Raw genomic sequence first — 23,600 nt, 5'->3', positions numbered from 1 at the left:
CCCTTCTTATTTATCAGATGGATAAGAAGTAATAATCTTAAACCCTAATTCTCCTGACTTATCTCTTGCTAAAACAGTAACAGTTTTTACCAACTTGTCTTTTACACTCATATTTTTCTTTATTACCGTTTTTCCAACCGGGAATGAATGTGTTGTATTTAATACGAGACGAGCCTCTTTAGAATTTTTTAACCAGTCTTGAATTTCCTTATCATGCTGCTTCAAACTATCTTTTACAGCTTTCGTTGCTGTTTCCTTGTCATAGTATGTACTTGCTGCTGATACTTTATCTGTCTTCAAGCGATTCTTCAAATCTTCTTCTGATTTGCCTACATGTCTTTCAATCGTATGACCATTTTTAGGTGGCCCTTCCATTTCATCTAAAATATTATCACTAATTTTTTCTACTGATGTCGATTGATTCCCTGTTTGTTTCTCTGTTTTTTGTTCTTTTCCTGCACATCCACTTAAGATCAGCATTAGTGCCAATAAACCACTCAAGAAAAGACTACTTATTCGTTTCATCATATCACCTCTTTCATGATTATTATCGCAACTTCACTAAAAGTCAATTTCACAACGAAAAAATCTATCAGTTTTCATTTTTTTCATCTATTTTTCCATATTTACCCGCGCAATTTCATCAACCCTCTATTTTTCGACTTTTTATAATATATACCCCCTATATTTTATGATTATTTCCCAGATGAAAACACTGATAACATAACTATAAAACTCTTTTATACAAAGGTTTTTATAGTTTTTTTAAATTCTTTTAAAATACCCCCATTTTTATATACCTAATACCCATATAAGGTATAAAGACCCCTTCTTATCAACGTTTTTCTACATTATGTAAATTTACCCTTGCCTATACAAACGAAATATGGTGTAATGCAAAAAAAGATAAAGGATTTTAAACAATGGCTGAAACGATTCAAAATTTCTTAACAGAATACTATTCAATCGCAATTCCACTTAGTATCTTAATTAACATCATCATTAGTCTTTTAGGTGTTATTCCTAGCATCTTTTTAACCGCCATTAATATACAGCTCTTCGGTGTAACAAATGGCACAATCATTTCGATCGCAGGTGAGGCCTTAGGGGCTATTATCTCGTTTTATATTTATCGCATAGGCCTTCAAAAGTTCACTCACGATAAAGTAAATAAGTACCCAAAGGTAGAGCGTCTTCTTTATGTAGAAGGTATAGAGGCCTTTCTACTCGTTCTATCGTTTCGATTGATACCTTTCATCCCATCAAGTATCGTGACTTTATTTGCAGCTCTAGGGAAAATGTCATTACTCTCCTTCAGTATTGCCAGTACAATAGGTAAAATACCGGCCTTATTGATTGAAGTATATTCGGCATATCATGTTATGAACGGAACAAATGAAGCGAAGTGGATTGTAACAATCGCAGGCGCTATTGGATTGTTTTATTTGTGGAAAAAATGGAGAAAAAAATAAAGAAGGAGCCTATGCTCCTTCTTTATTTTTGAAGTATTTTATTAATATCTGTCCCTTAAATCCTTAATTTACACCAACAGCACTAAATGATTGCTTCACTGCATTTACTTCTGCAGAGCTAGCACCATATAAATCCGCAGCAGCTTGTACTGCACCAGCACGAGCTTGACTAAATGTAGTAGATTGCGTGAAATACTGTGTATTTGCACGGTAGTAAATCGCACCTAATTTATCTTTACCAATACCAGTTACAGTTACACCAGAATGCGTACCACCATTTGCTAATAAATAAGCTTGTTTGTTAATAATACCACTGTTTGTATGAACGCCACCGTTATCACTTGAACCTGTGTAACGCTTAGAATAGTGGTCTGGGTCACCATATTTCGCTGGATCACTCATAGAGCGAAGCGCGTCTCCTGCTTTACCAGGCGTGTAAATATCTTCACCAATCTCCCAATCTGGGTTACGGTTATCATAGAATTCTACTAAAGTACCAAAGATATCAGAAATCGCTTCATTTAACGCCCCTGATTCATTTTGATAAATTAAGTCCGAGCTATTTTCCGTAACAGCATGCGTTAATTCGTGACCAATTACGTCAATTCCACCAGATAATGAAGTGAATGTTACACCATCACCATCCCCGTATACCATTTGTGAACCGTTCCAGAATGCATTATTATACTTACTTCCGTAATGAACTGTTGATTTTAATGGTGCTCCTGCATCATTAATAGAGTTTCTGTTAAATGTAGCTTTATAATAATCATATGTTCTACCTGCATAGTAATGAGCATCTACTGCCGCTGCATCATACGCTGCATTGAAAACATTATCTGCATCTGCCCATAATGTTCCTGGTAATGTTGAGCGGTTTTTCGCATCGTATGTGAAAATCGTTGCTCCGCGCGTATTATCTTGTAAGTAGTAAGATGAACCAGATAATGTTGTATTAAGTGATTTCGTATCTCCTAATACACCTTTACCAGTTCCTACTTTATTTGTTCCTGTTACAGGTTTTACTACTGCTTTCGCATCCTGTTTAGGAGCCTCTTGCTTAACTGGTGACTTATCTTCATTTGCTACATGATCCAATTTATTATATTTATTTAATACTTTACCGCTGTCTGCTTCAATGAAATAGTAGTAGTTTCCTGGACTAGGATCTAAGAAGTTTAGATTTACAACGTATGCATATGTTGTTTCTTCACCATTTTGATATACATATAAGTCCGCTTTTGGTTCTACCTCATATTTCGGTGTTACCCCTAAGTCTTGCTGCGCGATTTCAATCGCTTTTGCGCCTTCAATCTTATTTTTATTTTTCAACTTTTCCTTCTTGTCTAAATCAGGTGCAACTGTTCCAGACAATACTTTTAAAGAACCGTCTTTACTTACGTGAGCTACTTGAGTAGAACCCCATACAGGTACTCCTTCGTAAACTTGTTGCATACGTACTACTGTTGAATCAGTTACAGCATCTTTCTTCACTTGTTTCACTTTGAAAGAATCTTGTGCACTCTTTTCCCCTAGCTTGTAATCACCTTTTGCTGCGTTTAAGTAATCAAACACAACAGATTCTGCTTTCTTACCAGTCGCTCCAGTTAAATCACCAGAAATAAACTCAGGTGACTGTACTGTCTCATTGTACTTCTTCGTAGAGAGTACATTTTTAGAATCCGCAAATGCAGAGCCTGTCCCTCCAAACGTTGTAACTGCCATTCCTGTCGCTAACACTAACGCTAAACTTTTCTTTTTCATGAACCTTCCCCCTAATAAAAATTTTTTTGAAAAAGAGTAGTTTCATATTAGCATTATGTTTCCACTATTAATATACTAAAAATTCAAATAATTATTTTCTCAAGTTTTGTAGAATTTTGAGGAACAAATATTGAAAAACCCCTTTCCGGTTGGAAAGGGGTTTCTTCATTATGAATTAATTTGTTCAACGGTTTTAGCTTCTTGACCAAGGACATCTGGTTTCCAAGCATACTGAATATCTAATACTATCGCCGCAATTGACATAATTACAAATGTTCCTACAATAAACTTTTTCATAATCTCACTCCTTTTTATTCTTCTAATAATTTTATTGCTAATTTATAATAATAATTACTTTCTTTAAAATCTGCGCATTCTTCTAAGTACTCCGCCAACTCTAAATATATAGTTTTCAAATCTTTTATATTGTTTTCAGCTTTAAAAAAAGGAACTACCTCTGTTTCCAAAAACCTTTTATAAGTATCTCTTTTTTCAAAATACTTATATTGTAAACTTAATAGTAAATATAACATTCCTTTGTATCTTTCAGCTTTCTTTGCAGCAAAAATACCTTTTTCAATCCATTTCTTCGCGTCTTCAAATTCTCCCAATTGAATACATTGTAAGGATAGTTCATACATAGCATCAATATAATTCATATCCTCTTCTTTTTTATACTTTAAACATTCTATATAATACTCTTTTGCCTTCACATAATTCTTTTGACGGTAATACAAATAACCAATATTATTTAAAGCGATTGACATAATATTATCTTTATCCGCAAAAGAATTTGCTTCTCTTAGAATATGATTATAGATTTCCATCGCTTCATTATATTGTTTTTTTCGAGTATAACTAAATGCAATTAGAAATTTACAATTAATTATATTTCTAAACTTATACTCACTCTTAAAGCCTTCTAACGCAACATTAGCAAAGTATAAAGTCATGTGGTCTATTTCCATCTGACTATATGTGAGCGCTAAATTATAATATATCCCCGTTTCATAATAGCCCAGTTCCTTCGCCATGGTTTCCGTTTGCAGTAAGTACTCCAAAGCCTGTGTATATTTATACTGTAAAGAATATAATAACGCCCTACTATACGTATAAAGCATTTTTTGAAATGGTGAATATTTTTTATACACCTTTTTCAACTTATCCAATTCTTCTTCAAGAGCTACTAAATCCCTTTTCATAATTAAATACCGCGTATACAGCAGTTTATAATAATTTATAATTTCAAAATCCAACACATGCTTCATTTCACCTTGTAACTCTTCATATATACGTTCTACTTGTGGCTTGTCCAAATGAACTAGTGCATTCAGCCATTCATCCAACTTCCCCTTCACATCTTCTTCTACATCCCTCAAATCCGTCACGGCAATTTCTAACCTTGTGCAGAGCAATTGTAGAATTTCTTCTGATGCTTCGATCTTTCCATTTTCAATCTTACTTAAGTATGAGACAGAACAAATGCCCTGACATAATTCTTCTTGTGTCATTTTTTGCTGAAGCCGTTTGTAAAAGACTTGTTTGCCTATTTTTTCTAATGTTTGTTGCATTGTCCTCCTCCATTCTCATTACCCCATTACTCTAATAATACATAAAATTCGGAGAAATATAAATTGATAAATATAAATTTTCTAAAAAATATGCATAATTTCATTTTTTTCTCTCTTGACTTCACTTCAATATCTCTTCTTTGCTACGAATGGTGAAAAATTGGTATACTATAACCAAATTATGGAGGTGTTCTCGCGATGACTCATTATAAAGACGATAGTTATGCCTTACATACAGACCTATATCAAATCAACATGGCTTATACATATTGGAAAGATGGTATTCATAATCGCCGTTCCGTGTTTGATTTATACTTTCGAAAGCTTCCATTTGAGAACGGCTACGCTGTTTTTGCTGGCCTTGAGAAAATTGTAGAGTACATAGAAAATTTCAGCTTTACTGAAAGCGATATCGCTTATTTAGCAGAATTACAATTTGAAGAAGAATTCCTTCATTATTTAAAAAATATGAAATTCACTGGGACGATTCGTAGTATGCAAGAAGGTGAAGTTGTATTTAATAACGAGCCTTTATTACGCGTTGATGCACCACTGGGTGAAGCACAAATTATTGAAACCGCTCTCTTAAATATTGTGAATTACCAAACATTAATTGCAACAAAAGCAGCCCGTATGAAACATGCTGCAAATAATGATGAGCTTTTAGAGTTCGGCACAAGACGTGCCCACGAGTTCGACGCTGCCCTTTGGGGGACGCGTGCTGCCTTTATTGGTGGTTTCTCCTCTACAAGCAATGTTCGTGCTGGGAAACGCTTTGGGATCCCTGTAGCTGGCACACACGCTCACTCTTTCGTTCAAGCATATCGCGATGAATACGTCGCGTTTAAGAAATACGCTGAAACTCATAAGAAGTGCGTCTTTCTCGTTGATACATATGACACATTGAAATCTGGTGTTCCAAATGCAATTCGTGTTGCAAAAGAATTTGGGGATCGTATTGATTTCTATGGTATACGTCTTGATAGTGGTGATATGGCTTATTTATCGAAAAAGGCACGAAAACTACTAGATGAATCAGGGTTTACAAATACAAAAATTATCGCTTCTAGCGATTTAGATGAATACACAATTATGCACCTTAAATCTCAAGGGGCAAAAATTGACGTATGGGGTGTTGGGACAAAATTAATTACGTCCTTTGAGCAACCTGCATTAGGGGCTGTTTACAAACTAGTTGCGATTGAAGATACTGACGGAAAATTAAATGATACGATTAAAATTTCATCTAATCCTGAAAAAATTACCACTCCAGGACTGAAACGAATTTATCGTATTATCAATCGGGTTAACGATCATGCAGAAGGCGATTATATTGCGTTAGATTCTGAAGAACCTGGAAAAGAAGAGCGCTTAAAAATGTTCCATCCAGTTCACACATATATAAGTAAATTCGTAACAAACTTTGAAGCCCGTGAACTCCATAAAGACATTTTCGTTAACGGTGAAAGAACATATGAACTACCAAGTATATTAGATATTCAGCAATATAATGAACAGAGTCTCGCTCTATTTTGGGAAGAATACATGCGAACTTTAAATCCCGAAGAGTATCCTGTCGATTTAAGCCAAGAATGTTGGGATCATAAAATGAATTACATTCAAACTGTTCGAGAACAAGTTGAAAAAAACATACAAAAGTAAACAGAGAAGTTTCTCCTTCTCTGTTTTTTCAATACTATATGGATATTTGTAAAAAATATATTAAAATAATACGACGAATGTTTTTTATTTGTAAATTTTAATATCATATTATTTAAAAGTAAAATAATATTTGATATTATTTTATTAAATCAATTTCAACAAAATAACCAATAAAAAAGAGGACGCAGGTTGCGTCCTCTTTTTTATAAATCTTTCACTCGTAATACACGCATTGCATTTAACACTGCAAGTAGTGTCACACCAACATCTGAGAAAACAGCTTCCCACATTGTTGCAATACCAAAGGCACCAAGTAATAGAACGATCCCTTTTACACCTAAAGCAAAGATGATATTTTGCCACACTATACTTCTTGTGCGTTTTGCAATTTTTACAGCTGTCGCAATTTTTGAAGGCTCATCAGTCATAATAACGATGTCTGCCGCTTCAATTGCTGCATCTGATCCTAAACCACCCATCGCAATACCAACGTCTGCACGGGCTAATACTGGTGTATCGTTAATACCGTCACCAACGAAGGCAATTTTTTCTTTTCCATGCTTCGCTGCATCAATTTTTTCAATCTCTTCTACTTTTTGTTGCGGTAGTAATTCCGCATGAACTTCATCTAAGCCTAATTCTTTACCGACAGCTTCACCAACTGTTTTTGCATCACCAGTTAACATTACTGTCTTTTTAATACCTAGTTCTTTTAACTTTTGAATCGCTTGTTTCGAATCCTCTTTTACCTCATCAGAAATAACAATATAACCTGCATATTTTCCATCTATAGCAACGTGAACTAATGTACCTACTGTTTCTGGTTGTTTAAATTCAATATTTTCTTTTCTCATTAATTTTGCATTACCTGCAAAAATTTCTTTTCCTTGTACTTTTACGACTGTACCGTGACCAGAAATTTCGTTATAATCATCGATTATTTTTTCATCAATTGATTTTCCATATGCCTTTCGAATAGATTGGGCAATTGGATGGTTAGAATACACTTCAGCAAATGCCGCATACTCTAATAACTCTTCGCTTGTAGTACCTTCGCTCGGTTCCATTTTTGTAACTTTGAAAACACCTTTTGTTAATGTTCCTGTTTTGTCAAAAACAATATATTTTACATCATTTAAAGCTTCTAAATAGTTACTACCTTTTACTAACACACCACTTTTAGATGCACCACCGATACCTCCAAAGAATCCAAGAGGAATGGATACAACTAACGCACATGGACAAGAGATTACTAAGAACACTAAAGCTCTATAAATCCACTCAGAGAATGTAGCCCCTTCTAAAATAAGCGGTGGAATAAACGCCATGATCGCCGCTGTAATAACTACAACTGGAGTGTAGTAACGCGCAAACTTCGTAATAAAGTTTTCTGTTGGTGCTTTTTTACTGCTTGCATTTTGAACTAAATCTAAAATTTTCGATACAGTTGATTCACCAAACTCTTTTGTAACTTCAATTGTTAATACACCGTTTTGGTTCACAAAGCCACTTAATACATCATTTCCAACTTCAACTTCACGTGGTACAGATTCACCAGTTAATGCTGAAGTATCTACCATTGATGTTCCTTCAATTACTTTTCCGTCTAATGGTACTTTCTCACCTGGCTTAACGATAATATAATCGCCAATTTGTACATCTTCTGGTGATACTTGTTTCGTTTCATTTCCAACCTTTACATTCGCATAATCAGGACGAATATCCATTAATGAAGTAATTGATTTTCGAGAGCGGTTTACCGCAATGCTTTGGAATAGTTCTCCTACTTGATAAAATAGCATTACTGCTACAGCTTCTGAATATTGCTGAATTGCAAAAGCTCCTACAGTTGCAATTGCCATTAAGAAGTTTTCATCAAATACTTGGCCACGAGTTATGTTTTTTACCGCTCTCCAAACGATATCTCCACCTATTAATAAATAAGCAAGGACGAATAACGGAATTGTTACCATTTGTGGTAAGCCCGCTAATGCAGCAATTGCCGTCAAAATTCCGCCAACCACTAATCTCCCTACCATCTTTTTCACATTTGCTTCACCATGATCGTGACTATGTCCGTGGTCATGACCGTTCTTCTCTTCACGAACAACTTTCACATCTGGCTCTAACTTTTGAACGACATTTGTTATATTTGCTACAGTCGCTTCTAGTTCTCTTTTATTCGCAACTTCTACTCGTAGTTTCTTCGATACGAAATCAACAGTTGCTTCTGAGACAGCTGGCATTTCCTTAACTTTATTTTCAATTTTCATTGCACAGTTCGCGCAATCTAAACCTTCTAATATAAATACTTCTTTAGCAATTTTATTTTTTTGTTCTTCTTGCACTTTAATATGCGGTTCTAATTTTGTAACGAGTTGTTTTGCTTCCGTAACAACTTCGTTTTCTTTATTTTGTGCTGTTTCTAAGATCATTGTCTTTGTTGCGAAGTTTACAGAGCAAGAATTTACTCCTTCTATATTCCCAACACCTTTTTCAATTTTCATTGCACAGTTCGCACAATCTAAACCTTCTAACATCAATTTCTTTTTCACTAATGCTTCAGCCATCGTTCTCCCTCCTCGCGTTCTTTTTATTCTTCTTCGTTTACGTGCTCAAACGCTTGCTCGAAGATATGAATTACGTGCTGATCAGCTAACGAATAATAAACAACCTTTCCTTCTTTACGATTCTTTACAAGTTTCGCTTGCTTTAACACACGAAGCTGATGCGAAATAGATGATTGTGTCATTCCTAATAAATAAGCTAAATCACAAACGCACATCTCAGCTTCAAATAGCGCATGTAATATTCTCGTACGTGTACGGTCACCTAATACTTTAAATAGTTCTGCTACTTTACTTAAACTTTCATCAGTTGGAATTGTTTGTTTTACTTGCTCAACAACTTCTTCATGAATTATCGTTTGAGAACATGTCTCTTGTGGTGTTTCTACTTTATTTCCAGCCATTATAGCTCACCTCTTTAATTGAACATATGAACAATCATTCATATATTTTATACTCTTATTATATGAGCACCTGCTCATATGTGTCAATGAAATCTGAATTTTTTTATGAACATTTCGTTCACATTTTAGTAAGGCATATACATATTTTCCGCATCCTCTATATTCTCATACAAAAAAGGATGTACAATTCGCACACCCCTTTTTTCATATTCCGACATAAAAATTCAACAAAGTAATATATGTTCCCTTTATTTCAACAAAAGAAAAAGCCTTGCGCGCTCCCTAGACGCACAAGGCTTACTGTGTTATATCCCTTTAATTAGCTTGATCTAAATTATCCTGCGAACTGCTATCGTCTTTTAAATGACTATGTTTTTTCGAATAAACAAAGTATACAACTACTCCAATTGCTAACCAAATACCAAAGTATATCCATGTTGTTAACGGTAAATTTACCATTAAGAATAGACAACATGCAATTGAAATAATCGGTAAGATCGGTACAAGTGGTACCATAAATCCACGTTGTAATTTCGGATGCGTTTTACGAAGAATGATAACAGTTACACCAACCATGGCGAATGTTAATAACGCTCCAATATTCGCTAAATTCGACAATTCTTTTAAATCGATAAATCCAGCAATTAAAGCACTACCAATTCCTGTTAACCAAACTGAAAATGTTGGCGCTTCAGTCTTCTTGTTAATTTTCGCAAAAGATTTTGGTAATAAACCATCACGGCTCATTGCGAAGAATACACGTGTTGTCGCATAAATGTAAGCGAAAATTACAGCCATAATACCAATTACAGCTCCAATTGCAATTACACCAGCCACTTTATCTTGTCCTACAACTTCTAACACATACGCCATAGCTTCAGGTACATCTAATTCCTTATAAGAAACCATACCTGTCATAACGAGACAAACTACAACATAAATAATTGTACAAATAACTAACGAAGCAATAATACCAATTGGTAGATCACGTTGCGGATTTTTTACTTCTTCAGCAGAAGTTGCTAATGCATCAAATCCTAAGAAAGCAAAGAATACTGCTGCTCCCCCTGCGAACACTCCACTTAAACCGTAAGGTGCAAATGGTATCCAGTTTTCTGGTTTCACGTAGAATACACCAACTGCAATGAATAAAACAACAATACCAATTTTAATTAATACCATTATGTTATTCACACGCTTACTTTCTTTCGTACCGCGTGATAATAACCAAGTTATCACTAACGTAACAATAACTGCTGGTAAGTTTACCATACCACCTTGCGCTGGAATCGTTAGCAACGCTTTCGGAATTTCAAGTCCCAGCCCACTCACTAAATTATTGAAATAACCCGTCCATCCGCCAGCTACTGCGGCAGTCGTTACGACATATACGGATAACAATGTCCATCCCATTAAATGAGCAACAAACTCACCAATTGTTGCATACGAATATGTGTACACACTACCTGAAACAGGAAGTGTAGATGCAACTTCTGCATAACATAATGCTGCAAATCCACAAACAATTGCTGCAATCATAAATGAAAAAATAACTGCTGGACCAGCATCTCTTGCTGCTACTAATCCAGTTAATACTAGAACTCCTGTACCAATTATCGCACCAATCCCTAGCATTGTTAGGTCAAATGCCCCTAGCGTTTTCGTCAAAGTTTTACTTTTACTTTCCCCTAACAATTGCGTAACGGATTTCTTTTTAAATAGGTTGGCCACGATGTATGCCCCCTTTTGCCAAGAAGAGCTAAGAGATCTTCACTCTTAGCTCTTATCATGTTGTTTTATATATTGTTCGATTTTGTTTTGTATAATGCTTCTATTAGCAAGATACTGTCTTTGCTTCTAATAATTCTTTAGCACCTTTGTACTCTACACCGTGAGCTTCTGCAACTGCTTCGAATGTTACATAGCCATCTAATGTGTTAATACCTTTTAGTAATGCAGAGTTACCTAGGCAAGCTTCTTTGTAGCCTTTGTTAGCAATTTGTACTGCATATGGTACTGTTACGTTTGTTAATGCAAGAGTTGATGTACGTGGAACCGCACCTGGCATGTTTGCAACTGCATAATGAACAACGCCGTGTTTTTCGTAAGTTGGGTTATCATGAGTTGTAATACGGTCAGTTGTTTCGAAAATACCACCTTGGTCAATCGCGATATCTACAACAACAGAACCTGGTTCCATTGATTTAATCATTTCTTCTGTTACAAGTTTTGGAGCTTTTGCACCTGGGATTAATACTGCACCGATTACAAGATCAGACTCTTTAACAGCTTCTGCAATATTGTAAGGATTAGACATTAAAGTTTTTACTTGGTTTCCGAAAATGTCATCTAATTGACGAAGACGTTCTGCGCTTAAGTCGATGATTGTTACATCCGCACCTAGTCCAACTGCAATTTTAGCAGCATTTGTACCAGCTTGTCCACCACCGATGATTGTTACTTTACCACGTTTAACCCCTGGAACACCTGCAAGTAAGATACCTTTACCGCCTTTGTTTTTCTCAAGGAATTGTGCACCAATTTGTGCAGCCATACGACCAGCTACTTCACTCATAGGTGCAAGTAATGGTAATGAACGGTTTTCTAATTGTACTGTTTCATATGCGATAGAAACAACTTTTTTCTCGATTAAAGCTTTTGTTAATTCTGGCTCTGGAGCTAAGTGTAAGTATGTGAACAAGATTAAGCCTTCACTGAAGTGTTTGTATTCGCTTTCAATTGGTTCCTTAACTTTCATAACCATTTCCATGTTCCAAGCTTCTTCAGCTGTATCAACAATTTTTGCTCCCGCTTCAACATACTGAGCGTCTGTGAAACCAGATCCTAAACCTGCACCCTTTTGAATGAATACTTCGTGATTGTTACGAATTAAATGTACAACACCTGCTGGTGTCATTGCCACACGGTTTTCGTTGTTTTTAATTTCTGCTGGTACCCCAATACGCATAATGAAATGCCCCCTTATAATTAACAGAAAAAAGAGATTCTTTTTTCTTTTTGTAATAATTAATAACTTATGTCCTTATTCTAGCATAACTTAAAAGTTATGAAAACGCTAACATACCATTTTCCTAAAGTTTTTATATTTAGAATAGTGTAAATATATAAAACATTGATTCTATTAGGGGTTTTGTGTCATTCCATTATCTTTCACTCTATTTTTATTATACTATTTCAAAATAAACAGCAATCATTTATTATTTGACAATAATGTAACAATGTAAGAAACCTAAGCGATAACGTATACATATACAGTTATTACTTTACTCAATACTTTAGAGATATATTCTTTTCACAAAAAAACAGCTGCTAGCATTTAGCTAGCAGCTGGGTAACTTATAAATAACTTAGAAAATAAATCATCTGTCGTTTCAGTAATTTTATCAAACAGATCACTTTCTTCCGCTTCTTGCTCTTTTAACATCTTAATTGTTTCACGTGCATCTTCAGGATAATCGGTTATGATACCATCTACGTTTAACTTATAATATGCCTTTAAATTTTCCATATCATTTACTGTCCATACGTAAATTGGTTTGTTTAACTTCCTTGCTTCTTTTACTAATTTCTTATTTAACATATATTCTTCTGCTACGTAAAAGTCAGCCTTCACATTCTTTAAGTTAGCTCTACTTGCATACAATATATACCCTACTTTTATATCTGGATTTGCACGTTTAAACTCTTTAATAAGTGGATAGTGTAACGTTTGAATTACACATTGCTTCTCAAATTCATTATCTTTAATCGTTTTTAAGACTTTGTTTACAAAATCTTTTTCGCCCCCATGAAGCTTCACTTCTATATTAAGTTTGATTTTGCCATTTGCTAGCTTAATGATTTCATCAAGTGTACTTATTTGTCCTGAAAGTCCATCTTGACTAAGGGTAAGCTGCCTTAACTCAGCCATCGTTAAATCTGACACATGCACATTGGCATTGGCAAGACGCTTCAGCTTCAAATCATGTATAACCGCTAGTTCACCGTCTTTCGTTTGTAATACATCTATTTCAGCGTAGTCTGCTTTTGCATCAATAGCACCTTGCACAGCTTCTTTCGTATTTTCTACGCCTTTTGATATATACCCGCGGTGCGCCATAATAATTGGTTCTTTATACGAATTTGAAATAAACGTTACAATGAAGGCAACAACCATTCCAGCAGTAATAATCCCCACAATATATACGCCAATAAATTTCCAACGATGTTTTTGGAAGAAACATTTATCTGCTTTCGTTTTCGAATAATCTAATCCTTCTTCTAATAAAACATCTTCAACCGGTACCTTTTGTAAGTATAATCGCGTAATCGCCATAATATAAAATGGCGTCACGATAAAACTAAATAAATACAATGTACTCGTTAAAAATACAGAAATCGTTGATTCTGCTAATAATGCAAATGTTCCTTTCGGATTTGTAAATTCATAAACACCCCATAGGCACAATAAATATATTCCCAAAAATACGACATATACAATTCCAATTGAAATAAAAAATCCTACTAAAAAGAGCAGTACTTTAAAAAAGCTTTCCTTTACTAAAGTTGCACTTTTACGTGCTGCCACGCGAAATGATTTTTGCTCTAAAACAACAATAGGTAGAACGAAAATCCATCGAAGATTTATATACGCGACTACAGCAAAGAACGTGTAATAACCAACTTGTCCCATCGTTGTCTTAAACAGTTCTCCTGTAATGAAGTTAGGAATTTGAATTTGCGGGATTAATGCCGTTTCATATCCCATATTTAAAAGAGGCAACAATACGACAGCATATAAAATAAATCCTGGTAAGCAATATGTGAAAAGAGTAGGTAAATACGTTACCGTTTTATATAAAATCGGACGTAATTTCACCTTCTGTCTTTTATGAGCGAAATACGAAATAATAATAAGCACCGCAAATTCTGTAAAGATAAGAAACAGTGCTAACAATGACAAAATTACGATTGCTAAGATGCCATAAGGCGTCTTTAAAAACGCTAATAATTCATCATTTGTCGCATTTGCATAACCACCAAAATACAATAATTTATTAAAAATGATTCCAAATAGTGGAACAAACACAATCGCTGCTAATAATTTATAAGCAAGTTGAAAAGTTAATACATTCCAAAAAGCAAATTTAACTGTTTGAAAGGAATGTCTCATTACTCCTGGTATAGATAGTTTTTTACGGTGTTGCATATACTCCTCCAAATTCTAAAACGGTATTTGAGATGGATTCCATATTTCCAGTTCTAATCCATCTTTTTAATAATAATATATTCCGCTTAACATGAACACTCTTATACATATAATGAAAAAAGTGATGGCTACTTCCCATCACTTTTTCATTTATTCTATTTTTTCTCTAGCCCTTGTCCAAATGCTTTCAAGAAGCTAAAACCGAATGTAATAGCTCTATTGATATCTGGATCTTTTAATACTTTAAAGAAATCCATCACTTTTGTTTTTTTACCACAATTTAATTCATCTGTTGCAAATTGCAATCCTGTAACTAAACTTGACGTAATTTGCTTCGTTATTTCTGGGTCAACTGAAGATAACGCTTCTCCTGCCCCCATCATATTATTTAACGCATTTTTAACGGGTTCACGATTTAATTGCTCCACAGCGATTTTTGAAACATCTTCCTTCGCAGCAAGTAAACTAATTGCCGCATCTAATATACCAGCCTTCTGCAACTGTGCTAAAAGCTGCATCGTTTCTTCTACTGCTTCACGATTATTAGATAGCTCATTTAGAAGTTCATCTGCTACTTGCTGTTTCTGTTCTTCCTCTGTTACAACTTTCTTTTTAATTACAGTAATTTCTTTCGCCACTATCTCCGCCCCCTAGTCCACAAGTGATACGTATTGTTTTCTTTGCCATTTTTGCTCGATTTCAACACCGTTTTGCGGATTACGCTTTTTATCTCTCGGGTTTGAAGATGGTAACGGACGATTCCCTTTTTCACGTAGTACACGCATCTTTACCATCGTTTGTTTGTACGCTGGTGTACATGTATAAAGATCTGTCGCCGTTCCAGTTAAAATATTGATTGCCTCTTCATTTACCGTTGCATGCATCGGTAAATATAGCTCTTTCCCCGTTACACGATCTGTAACAAGTGCCTGTACTTTAATTTTCCCAAATGGTGATGCTAATTCTACAAGACCACCATCTTTCACATTGCGCTCTAGGGCAAGTTCAGGCGAGATTTCAACGAACACTTCAGATACTTTAGATAAAATACCAGCCGATTTATTCGTCATATTCCCTTCATGGAAATGTTCTAACATACGACCATTATTTAAAAGTAAATCATACTCATCTGGTGCTACAACTGGTGGTACCCATTCATCTAATGATAGACGAGCTAGTTTATCCGGGAAGTTAAATCCGTCCACATATAATAGCGGTGTATCACTGCCATCATGGCTACCCCAACATAAACTATTCCATCCTTCTAAACGATCGTATGTTGCCTGAGAATATAAAGGTGCAAGCGATGCGATTTCATCCATGATTTCACTTGGACTTTCATAATTCCAGTCCCCGCCAAGTGCACGAGCTACTTTTTGTAAAATCCACCAGTCTGGCTTTGAATCACCAAGCGGCTTCAATACTTCATATAATCTTTGAATACGGCGCTCTGTATTCGTAAATGTTCCCTCTTTTTCTAAGCTTGGTGCTGCCGGTAAAATAACATCAGCAAAACGAGCTGTTTTCGATAAGAACATATCTTGAACAACAAGGAAATCTAAATTCGCTAAAATATGTTGTACATGGTTGGCATTCGAATCTACTAAAGCCATTTCTTCACCCATAACATACATACCACGCAGTTTCCCTTCATCTGCCGCCAGTAACATTGCAATATTATTTAAGCCTGGTGCTTTCGGAATTGTAGTACCGTATGCTTTTTCAAATTTCGCACGGAGCGCATCATCTGAAACTGCTTGGTAACCTGGAAGCCAGTTTGGTAATGTTGCCATATCACAAGCGCCTTGTACGTTATTATGTCCGCGTAATGGATATGCTCCTGCACCAGGACGACGATAGTTACCCGTAACAAGCAATAGATTTGAAATTGCTGCTGAAGTTGTACTTCCTCCAGTATTTTGAGTTACACCCATTCCCCAAAGTACACAAGTACCATCTGCTTCATATACCATACGAGCCATTTCTTTCAGATTTTCTTTCGAAATCCCCGTAATTTCTTCTGTATAATCAAGCGTATACTTTTCTACCATTTTGCTATATTCATCAAAATTCTTCACATTTTCAGCTATGAACTTTTTATCGTGCCAATCTTGATCAATAATATATTTCGTAATACCAGCGAGCCATACGTAATCAGTTCCTTGGCGCGGATGAATGAATAAATCCGCACGCTCTGCCATTTCATGTTTACGAAGGTCTGCCACAATTAATTTTTGGTCATGTAATTTATGAGCACGTTTTACACGCGTTGCAAGTACAGGATGTCCTTCTGTTGGATTTGCTCCAACGATAATGACAAGGCCTGCTTCCGCAATATCTTTCACTGTTCCAGCGTCCCCGCCCATACCGACAGTTTTAAATAAACCGTCTGTTGCTGGAGATTGACAATAACGGGAACAGTTGTCTACATTATTCGTTCCATATATTTGACGGGCTAGTTTTTGCATAAGATAATTTTCTTCATTCGTTACTTTCGAAGAAGAAATAAACCCAAATGCATCACTTCCATATTCTGATTTAATATGCTGCATATTGGATGCAACAACTTCCAGAGCCTCTTCCCATGAAGCTTCAACAAACATATCTCCTTGGCGAATTAATGGCTTTGTAATACGATCTTCACTGTTTACAAAATCCCATCCAAATTTGCCTTTTACACATGTGGAAATACCGTTAACCGGCGCATCTGAAACAGGCTGCACTTTCAAAATGTGGCGGTCTTTCGTCCATACTTCAAATGAACAACCTACACCACAAAATGTACAAACTGTTTTTGTTTTATTCACTTTCGTCTTACGCATCGCAGCCTCTACTTCTGAAACTGCTAAAATACTACTATATCCCGGCTCTACATCCTTTACAAAATCAATCATCGGATCTAACACATCCGGTTTCAATCCTGTCATGAATCCAGCTTCACCCAGCATTGTTTTTTCCATTAACGCATTACATGGACATACTGTTACACACTGCCCACAACTTACACAAGATGAGTCATTTATACTTACACCATTGTCCCATATAACACGTGGACGGTCTAAGCTCCAATCAATTGATATAGTTTCATTCACTTGTAAGTTTTGACATACTTCTACACACTGCCCACAAGCAATACATTGATTTGGATCATATCGATAAAATGGATGTGACATATCCACTTCACACGCACTTACTTTTGGCTCATACGGATATTTCTGTTCCTCAATTCCCATCATATGTACTGTATTATGGACTTTACAGTTACCATTATTGTTATCACAAACGGTACAATACAATAGATGATTCTCTAATATTCGATCCATTGCCTCAGTCTGTGCCTCTTTTGCACGCTGGGACTGTCTTTCGATATGCATACCGTTCTCTAATTTCGTTGAACAAGCACGCAATAACTTTCCATTTACTTCTACAATACACGTATCACAAGTTTGAATTGGATCTATTTCTGGTACATGACAAATTTGAGGATGTTCCAAATTACTCTCGTTAAATAATTGTAGTATCGTCTTTTCACCTGATGCAGAAAATTCTTTACCATCGACGGTTACACGGACTGTCTGTTCTGCCATAGTTTCCCCTCTCCTTACAACCAACTGTACAACACAATTATGAATCCGTTTTCAAAATCGCATTACTGTACATATTTTTGAAACGCTCTACCCAAATACTTTCTTATGAAGTCGATTCTAGATGTTATAAGGTATAACTACGAAAGCTTGAAAATATCACTATTCTACAGTTCTATTATATCGTACATATACAATAATAACCAAAATAATCTGTGATCTTCTTGTTAATAGGTGTTTTTATTTTTTCCATTGTTTTATGATAAATGTGGGAGAGAAATACATATAAAAGGGGAATTAAATATGGGGCCTACGCAAGAGACTTATACAATTGTACGTTATCAATCTGGTACATTTTCAAAACAACTTGATGAGATTGTCACAGAATCTCCTATTACTATTAAATTGAATGGTGAAGAATATGTAACAGTCGTATGCACACCAAATTATATTGAAGATATGGTAATTGGTTTTTTAATTTCTGAGGGGATTATTTCTTCCTATAAAGATGTTGAAGAACTATGGGTTCAAAAAGATAACGGAATTGTCCATGTAAAATCATCAAAAGTGAATCCGCTCTATCAAACTTTATATAATAAACGATACATCACTTCTTGCTGCGGAAAAGGTAGACAAGGTTTTATTTTCGTAAACGACGCAGCAAAAGCAAAAGACTTACATGATATACATGTAAAAATTACTCCTGAAGAATGCTTTCATTTAATGAATACCTTGCAACAATCTTCTACTACATTTCGCCAAACTGGCGGTGTTCACAATACCGCGCTATGTGATCGAAACAATATCCTCCTATCAAGAATGGATATTGGAAGACATAATGCATTAGATAAAATATATGGTCATTGTTTGCGTAACGATATATCCATTAAAGGAAAAATCATCGCATTTAGCGGACGTATTTCATCCGAAATTTTACTCAAAGTTTCAAAAATCGGATGTGAAATTGTTCTATCTAAATCCGCTCCAACAAAACTGGCATTGCAACTTGCCCATGATTTAGGCATTACAGTCGTAGGGTTTATTAGAAATGAATCTTGTAATATTTACACACATCCAAAACGAATTGATGGCTATCAATCCAATGTTTAAAAAATAAATCCTCAATCGAGGATTTATTTTAGTTATAAAAATGTAACATATTAAACACTTGAATAGTTAACAAAGTTAATATATAATTTCATTACATAATTAAAACAAAACATTGTAGCATATATCTTTTCATTCTTTTACAAATTAAAAGAGAATACTAACAAAACATATACTCAATCTTATAAAAGTAATGGATTTATTTGAAATCCACCAGGGAGGTTACAACTATGGAAATTCGCTTATTAACAACAGAGGACGCAGAAATATATTTAAAAGTTTGTATGGAAGGTTTAACGAAAAATCCGGAAGCTTTTAGCTCTTCTTATGAAGATGTTTTGAAACATGAGGATCCTGTAGCTGCTATGGCTAAACGATTAAGCAATCCGGATAAGTATACTCTAGGTGTCTTCAAAGATAATGATTTAATTGGTATCGCTACTTTAGAAACAAAACCATTTATTAAACAAGAACATAAAGCAAAAATTGGCTCCGTTTTTGTTTCTCCAAAAGCACGTGGTCTCGGAGCAGGACGAGCTCTCATTAAAGCCATTATTGAAAACGCCGATAAATTACATGTAGAACAACTTATGCTCGATGTTGTAGTTGGTAACGCTGGTGCCAAAAAATTATATGAATCATTAGGTTTCCAAACTTACGGCGTACAAGAACGTTCATTAAAACATAACGGTCAATATTGGGACGAGGAACATATGGTTCTGTTCTTAAATGATTAATACTTCAATATAAAGTGAAACTTTACTCAGTGGGGGATTTTTCCATCCCCCACTGAGTATTAGCTGAACCAATCGGGCTTTTACGGGGTAGTTTTCCAAAAACATCTTTCTTAATAAGAAAGATGTTTTTTTGCATTACAACAATGTAATCTTCATGTCACCTTTATCGATCGTACCAATCCTTACCATTCATTATACTAAAAATATAAAGTGAAACTTTAATTAGTAAAGCACCAATCACAAAATGAACGTATAGCATTCAATTGATATGTAGAGGAGAATGTGACATGAAACAAAACAAACGAGCTGTTCTTTTAATATTTACTACAGCAATTGTAACTTCTGGTTTAGCAATTTTACCTTGGTTTATCATATAGGAATACTCCCCTAATAATGAAAAAAGCTGATTGCTTCTTAAGAAGCAATCAGCTTTTTTATTTTATAAAATCCCTAAAATTTTATTTACGCAACTTATAATAATAACCATAGATACGGCAACACACATGACAACCGTATTACGATCTTGCTTTTCTTTTTTTGAAATTTCTTCTTTTGGATTCATGTGTATGATCTCCTTTTAAAAAAAGTGTGAGATAGGAAATTTTTCTTATCCGATGCGAGGTGAATACGAAAACCCTCTCTATCTCACATACACAATAGAATGGAATTGTCATTTTATAAATAAAATGACATGACGTTATGTCGCAACATAGGGTATTTTGTGTCGCTACGTTTTCTATTATAAAAAATAGTTGTGCAAAACTAGTGCATTTTTTATGTCAATTACTCTGAGCGAAAAAATCAGCCCTCCATTCAATCACATAAAAAGAGTTTTTATCCTTTTCGGCAAGAAGACTCCATCTGATTTGTGTTACGGGTGAAACCCAACAATTCAGGTGGAGATGAATTGCCGTCAGTCAATAAGGCTGAACTTTTTTGTTTCTTTTTGTCTTACGATACAATCTACTCTTAGATAAGGAGGGTATAGATCGTAAAACAACGAAATTGAATAATGATAATCATTCGGTTACTTGAGCCAAAAGGAATTACGATGAAGACTATATTCACATTTTGTTCCGTTTCATTTCAAATATTATCTTAGGGAAGAAATAATTTTAATGAACTCTCTGAGAAAGGTGGTGAAAACAATGGTTAAAAAGAAAGCAGTGAAAGTATTACGCAAACAAAAGAAAAGAGAAAACATGCAACGATTCACGCAGAAACAAAATATCGGACGAGCTAGTCTGACTGCAAAAGAATTCCGCTTACTGCAACGCATGTCACATAGTTCAAAAGCATTGCGAAATGTTGGATTGTACACGATGAAACAAAGTTATTTGAACCATAATAAAATGGCTACTGTAAAAGAAGTAGATACCGCCATGCAAGCCGATATGAACTACTGGGGCGTGCAATCAAACTCTGTGCAGGCTATTCGTAGAGCCTTATATGCAGAAGTGAAGAGCTTTTTTAAGGCATTGGAAACGTGGAAGAAAAATCCTGAAGCATTCACAGGGCGTCCTAATTTTCCGAATTATTCTCATTCAACTGACAAACGAATCATTGAAATCTATCAAGTGCCAAAAGTGGATGATAACGGGTATTGGCTGATTCCGATGAGTGTTGCATTCAGAAAAAAATTCGGTTCCATTAAAATACGTATACCGAAAAACTTAAGACATAAAAAAATCTCCTACATTGAGCTTGTACCGAAGCAAAAAGGTCGGTTCTTTGAGGTGCATTACACATATGAGATGCACGTTTCTCAAATGAAGAAAACATCCACGACTACGAATAACGCTTTGAGTTGCGATTTAGGTGTAGACAGATTAGTAAGTTGCGTAACCAATACAGGTGATACATTTTTAATTGATGGTAAAAAACTAAAAGCCATTAACCAATACTTCAATAAAATGATACGTAGTCTGCAACAGAAAAATGTTGAAAACGGAATTTCAAAACGAGTTGTAACGAACAAAATGGCTGCACTTTGGCATAAACGGGAAAGGCAAATAAATGGTTACATTTCACAAACTGTAGGCTTGTTGTTTAAAAAAGTGAAAGAATGTAGTGTAGATACGGTTGTAGTAGGTTATAACGCTGGTTGGAAACAAAAATCAGATATGGGAAAAAAGAATAATCAACAATTTGTTCAAATCCCGTTTCATAAACTGATTGCGGCAATTGAGAATAAATGTATAAAAGAAGGCATCCGGTTTTTCAAACAAGAAGAAAGCTATACTTCAAAAGCTAGTTTTCTTGATAAAGATCCGGTTCCAGTTTGGACTAAGGATGATAGGACACACTATCACTTTAGTGGCAAACGAATGACTCGTGGTCTGTACCAAAGTAAAGCAGGAACATGTATCCACGCTGATATTAATGGTGCGCTGAATACATTGCACAAATCAAAAGTGGTAGAATTGAAAGAGAATCTTAAAGTGAAAACGCCGATTCTATTAGAAGTGCAAAAACGTAAGGCTGTTGCTTCGCGCATAGCTTAGTGGGTGCGTCAACCATCCATATGTACTCGACTTGTCGGGGCTTGTAGCACACGCCAGATTCATCTGAGTGGTGGCTTCTTCCACAAGGGAGAATTGCTCTTTTTCGAAAGGGTGGTGCAAGTGGGAAAACAATCATTCGTTGCCAGTACCAACCAAAAACATACTTGGGGTGTTACCATAAGGTGGCATGAATGCTAGAGCGTCAAACTGTCTAGCGATGGACGAAAAGACCTAGCGTTCAAACTCAAGCCCCCACTGAAACGATTCATTTCAGTGGGGGTAGTTGACTATTTTCATGTAAACTATACAAGTAGAATGAACAGTTTGGGGTGCACAAGATTATGGTAAAAATTTTATTAGTAGACGATGAAGAACGTATGTTACGATTATTAGATCTGTTCTTAAGCCCTCGCGGCTATTTTTGTATGAAAGCTACCTCTGGCCTTGAAGCACTAAAATTAATCGAACAAAAAGAATTCGATATTATTTTATTAGATGTTATGATGCCAAGTATGGATGGATGGGATACTTGCTATCAAATTCGTCAAATTTCCAACGTTCCTATCATTATGTTAACAGCTCGCAACCAAAACTACGATATGGTGAAAGGCCTCACGATGGGCGCAGATGATTATATTACAAAACCATTTGATGAGCATGTATTAGTCGCACGAATCGAGGCTATATTACGCCGTACAAAGAAAGATGGCTTTGTTAGTTTCAATGGTATTGAGTGGGATAAAACGAAACATACTGTCACAGTTTATGATGAAAAAATCTCATTAACTCCTATCGAATTTTCGTTACTCGGATTATTTTTGCAAAATACAAACCGTGCTTATAGCCGAGATGATTTAATCGAAAAAATTTGGGGCTATGAAACAGATATCGAATATAGAACAATTGATTCACACATTCGTAATATCCGTGATAAACTACGCAAAAAAGGATTTCCAATTGAAGATTACCTAGAAACGGTCTATAAAGTCGGATATAAATGGAAAAGTGAATAATTACTT

General features: G+C 35.3%; 18 protein-coding genes. 6 read left to right on the top strand and 12 right to left on the bottom strand.

The window, feature by feature from the left end; all coding sequences use genetic code 11:
- Positions 1–6 precede the first annotated feature (6 nt).
- A complete protein-coding gene (locus ACLBXA_RS22730; protein ID WP_000822706.1) occupies positions 7–525 on the bottom strand; it encodes an RNase A-like domain-containing lipoprotein in 519 nt (172 codons plus the stop codon).
- A 398-nt stretch (positions 526–923) separates the two neighbouring features.
- On the opposite strand from ACLBXA_RS22730, the gene ACLBXA_RS22725 reads away from it, so the two are divergent.
- Entirely contained in the window at positions 924–1,472 is a 549-nt protein-coding gene (locus tag ACLBXA_RS22725; protein WP_000852229.1) for a TVP38/TMEM64 family protein, read from the top strand.
- A gap of 63 nt (positions 1,473–1,535) precedes the next feature.
- Here the strand turns inward: ACLBXA_RS22725 and ACLBXA_RS22720 are convergent, their stop codons facing one another.
- The 3 genes from ACLBXA_RS22720 to ACLBXA_RS22710 form a co-directional block, all read right to left on the bottom strand.
- Positions 1,536–3,236 carry a M4 family metallopeptidase gene (locus ACLBXA_RS22720; protein WP_000730377.1) on the bottom strand — a complete coding sequence of 567 codons (1,701 nt, stop codon included), beginning with the start codon at positions 3,234–3,236 and terminating at the stop codon, positions 1,536–1,538.
- A 168-nt stretch (positions 3,237–3,404) separates the two neighbouring features.
- A complete protein-coding gene (locus ACLBXA_RS22715; RefSeq protein WP_000713580.1) occupies positions 3,405–3,533 on the bottom strand; it encodes an NprX family peptide pheromone in 129 nt (42 codons plus the stop codon).
- 14 nt (positions 3,534–3,547) lie between these two features.
- Complete coding sequence (locus ACLBXA_RS22710; RefSeq protein ID WP_081143493.1) at positions 3,548–4,807, bottom strand: tetratricopeptide repeat protein; 1,260 nt, start codon at positions 4,805–4,807, stop codon at positions 3,548–3,550.
- Between the two features lie 198 nt (positions 4,808–5,005).
- Here ACLBXA_RS22710 and ACLBXA_RS22705 point away from each other — a divergent pair, with 198 nt between their 5' ends.
- Entirely contained in the window at positions 5,006–6,469 is a 1,464-nt protein-coding gene (locus tag ACLBXA_RS22705; RefSeq protein ID WP_447617529.1) for a nicotinate phosphoribosyltransferase, read from the top strand.
- A gap of 203 nt (positions 6,470–6,672) precedes the next feature.
- Here ACLBXA_RS22705 and ACLBXA_RS22700 read toward each other — a convergent pair whose 3' ends face one another.
- The 7 genes from ACLBXA_RS22700 to fdhF form a co-directional block, all read right to left on the bottom strand.
- Positions 6,673–9,039 carry a heavy metal translocating P-type ATPase gene (locus tag ACLBXA_RS22700; protein ID WP_000796565.1) on the bottom strand — a complete coding sequence of 789 codons (2,367 nt, stop codon included), beginning with the start codon at positions 9,037–9,039 and terminating at the stop codon, positions 6,673–6,675.
- A gap of 23 nt (positions 9,040–9,062) precedes the next feature.
- Complete coding sequence (locus ACLBXA_RS22695; RefSeq protein WP_000918378.1) at positions 9,063–9,440, bottom strand: ArsR/SmtB family transcription factor; 378 nt, start codon at positions 9,438–9,440, stop codon at positions 9,063–9,065.
- 315 nt (positions 9,441–9,755) lie between these two features.
- The gene (locus tag ACLBXA_RS22690; RefSeq protein WP_001284899.1) at positions 9,756–11,171 is read right to left on the bottom strand and encodes an amino acid permease; all 1,416 of its coding nucleotides are present in this window, start codon (positions 11,169–11,171) and stop codon (positions 9,756–9,758) included.
- A 103-nt stretch (positions 11,172–11,274) separates the two neighbouring features.
- A complete protein-coding gene (ald, locus tag ACLBXA_RS22685) occupies positions 11,275–12,408 on the bottom strand; it encodes an alanine dehydrogenase (RefSeq protein WP_001219743.1) in 1,134 nt (377 codons plus the stop codon).
- 369 nt (positions 12,409–12,777) lie between these two features.
- Positions 12,778–14,649 (bottom strand): glycerophosphodiester phosphodiesterase, encoded by a 1,872-nt coding sequence (locus ACLBXA_RS22680; protein WP_001164710.1) that lies wholly within the window; start codon positions 14,647–14,649, stop codon positions 12,778–12,780.
- A gap of 155 nt (positions 14,650–14,804) precedes the next feature.
- Positions 14,805–15,287: a DUF1641 domain-containing protein gene (locus tag ACLBXA_RS22675; RefSeq protein ID WP_001040538.1), complete on the bottom strand. Its 483-nt coding sequence runs from the start codon at positions 15,285–15,287 to the stop codon at positions 14,805–14,807.
- Between the two features lie 12 nt (positions 15,288–15,299).
- Positions 15,300–18,236: a formate dehydrogenase subunit alpha gene (gene fdhF, locus ACLBXA_RS22670; protein ID WP_447617524.1), complete on the bottom strand. Its 2,937-nt coding sequence runs from the start codon at positions 18,234–18,236 to the stop codon at positions 15,300–15,302.
- A 300-nt stretch (positions 18,237–18,536) separates the two neighbouring features.
- Here fdhF and fdhD point away from each other — a divergent pair, with 300 nt between their 5' ends.
- Positions 18,537–19,343 (top strand): formate dehydrogenase accessory sulfurtransferase FdhD, encoded by an 807-nt coding sequence (gene fdhD / locus ACLBXA_RS22665; protein WP_000529230.1) that lies wholly within the window; start codon positions 18,537–18,539, stop codon positions 19,341–19,343.
- A gap of 227 nt (positions 19,344–19,570) precedes the next feature.
- Positions 19,571–20,077: a GNAT family N-acetyltransferase gene (locus tag ACLBXA_RS22660; protein ID WP_000405874.1), complete on the top strand. Its 507-nt coding sequence runs from the start codon at positions 19,571–19,573 to the stop codon at positions 20,075–20,077.
- A 439-nt stretch (positions 20,078–20,516) separates the two neighbouring features.
- Here the strand turns inward: ACLBXA_RS22660 and ACLBXA_RS22655 are convergent, their stop codons facing one another.
- Complete coding sequence (locus ACLBXA_RS22655; RefSeq protein ID WP_001068392.1) at positions 20,517–20,639, bottom strand: hypothetical protein; 123 nt, start codon at positions 20,637–20,639, stop codon at positions 20,517–20,519.
- A gap of 586 nt (positions 20,640–21,225) precedes the next feature.
- Between ACLBXA_RS22655 and ACLBXA_RS22650 the strand changes: the two genes are divergently transcribed.
- Positions 21,226–22,581 carry an RNA-guided endonuclease TnpB family protein gene (locus ACLBXA_RS22650; protein ID WP_000239357.1) on the top strand — a complete coding sequence of 452 codons (1,356 nt, stop codon included), beginning with the start codon at positions 21,226–21,228 and terminating at the stop codon, positions 22,579–22,581.
- A gap of 341 nt (positions 22,582–22,922) precedes the next feature.
- Positions 22,923–23,594 carry a response regulator transcription factor gene (locus tag ACLBXA_RS22645; RefSeq protein ID WP_000238957.1) on the top strand — a complete coding sequence of 224 codons (672 nt, stop codon included), beginning with the start codon at positions 22,923–22,925 and terminating at the stop codon, positions 23,592–23,594.
- Positions 23,595–23,600: the final 6 nt, after the last annotated feature.

The organism is Bacillus sp. D48C (assembly GCF_053345735.1).
The sequence above is the reverse complement of the archived record's forward strand: the minus strand, read 5'-3'. Positions and strand labels throughout refer to the sequence as shown.

Bases quoted from the DNA above. Each gene is read 5' to 3' on its own strand.
- ACLBXA_RS22730 (WP_000822706.1), bottom strand. From the start codon at position 525: ATGAAACGAATAAGTAGTCTTTTCTTGAGTGGTTTATTGGCACTAATG.
- ACLBXA_RS22725 (WP_000852229.1), top strand. From the start codon at position 924: ATGGCTGAAACGATTCAAAATTTCTTAACAGAATACTATTCAATCGCA.
- ACLBXA_RS22720 (WP_000730377.1), bottom strand. From the start codon at position 3,236: ATGAAAAAGAAAAGTTTAGCGTTAGTGTTAGCGACAGGAATGGCAGTT.
- ACLBXA_RS22715 (WP_000713580.1), bottom strand. From the start codon at position 3,533: ATGAAAAAGTTTATTGTAGGAACATTTGTAATTATGTCAATTGCGGCG.
- ACLBXA_RS22710 (WP_081143493.1), bottom strand. From the start codon at position 4,807: ATGCAACAAACATTAGAAAAAATAGGCAAACAAGTCTTTTACAAACGG.
- ACLBXA_RS22705 (WP_447617529.1), top strand. From the start codon at position 5,006: ATGACTCATTATAAAGACGATAGTTATGCCTTACATACAGACCTATAT.
- ACLBXA_RS22700 (WP_000796565.1), bottom strand. From the start codon at position 9,039: ATGGCTGAAGCATTAGTGAAAAAGAAATTGATGTTAGAAGGTTTAGAT.
- ACLBXA_RS22695 (WP_000918378.1), bottom strand. From the start codon at position 9,440: ATGGCTGGAAATAAAGTAGAAACACCACAAGAGACATGTTCTCAAACG.
- ald (WP_001219743.1), bottom strand. From the start codon at position 12,408: ATGCGTATTGGGGTACCAGCAGAAATTAAAAACAACGAAAACCGTGTG.
- ACLBXA_RS22680 (WP_001164710.1), bottom strand. From the start codon at position 14,649: ATGCAACACCGTAAAAAACTATCTATACCAGGAGTAATGAGACATTCC.
- fdhF (WP_447617524.1), bottom strand. From the start codon at position 18,236: ATGGCAGAACAGACAGTCCGTGTAACCGTCGATGGTAAAGAATTTTCT.
- fdhD (WP_000529230.1), top strand. From the start codon at position 18,537: ATGGGGCCTACGCAAGAGACTTATACAATTGTACGTTATCAATCTGGT.
- ACLBXA_RS22660 (WP_000405874.1), top strand. From the start codon at position 19,571: ATGGAAATTCGCTTATTAACAACAGAGGACGCAGAAATATATTTAAAA.
- ACLBXA_RS22655 (WP_001068392.1), bottom strand. From the start codon at position 20,639: ATGAATCCAAAAGAAGAAATTTCAAAAAAAGAAAAGCAAGATCGTAAT.
- ACLBXA_RS22650 (WP_000239357.1), top strand. From the start codon at position 21,226: ATGGTTAAAAAGAAAGCAGTGAAAGTATTACGCAAACAAAAGAAAAGA.
- ACLBXA_RS22645 (WP_000238957.1), top strand. From the start codon at position 22,923: ATGGTAAAAATTTTATTAGTAGACGATGAAGAACGTATGTTACGATTA.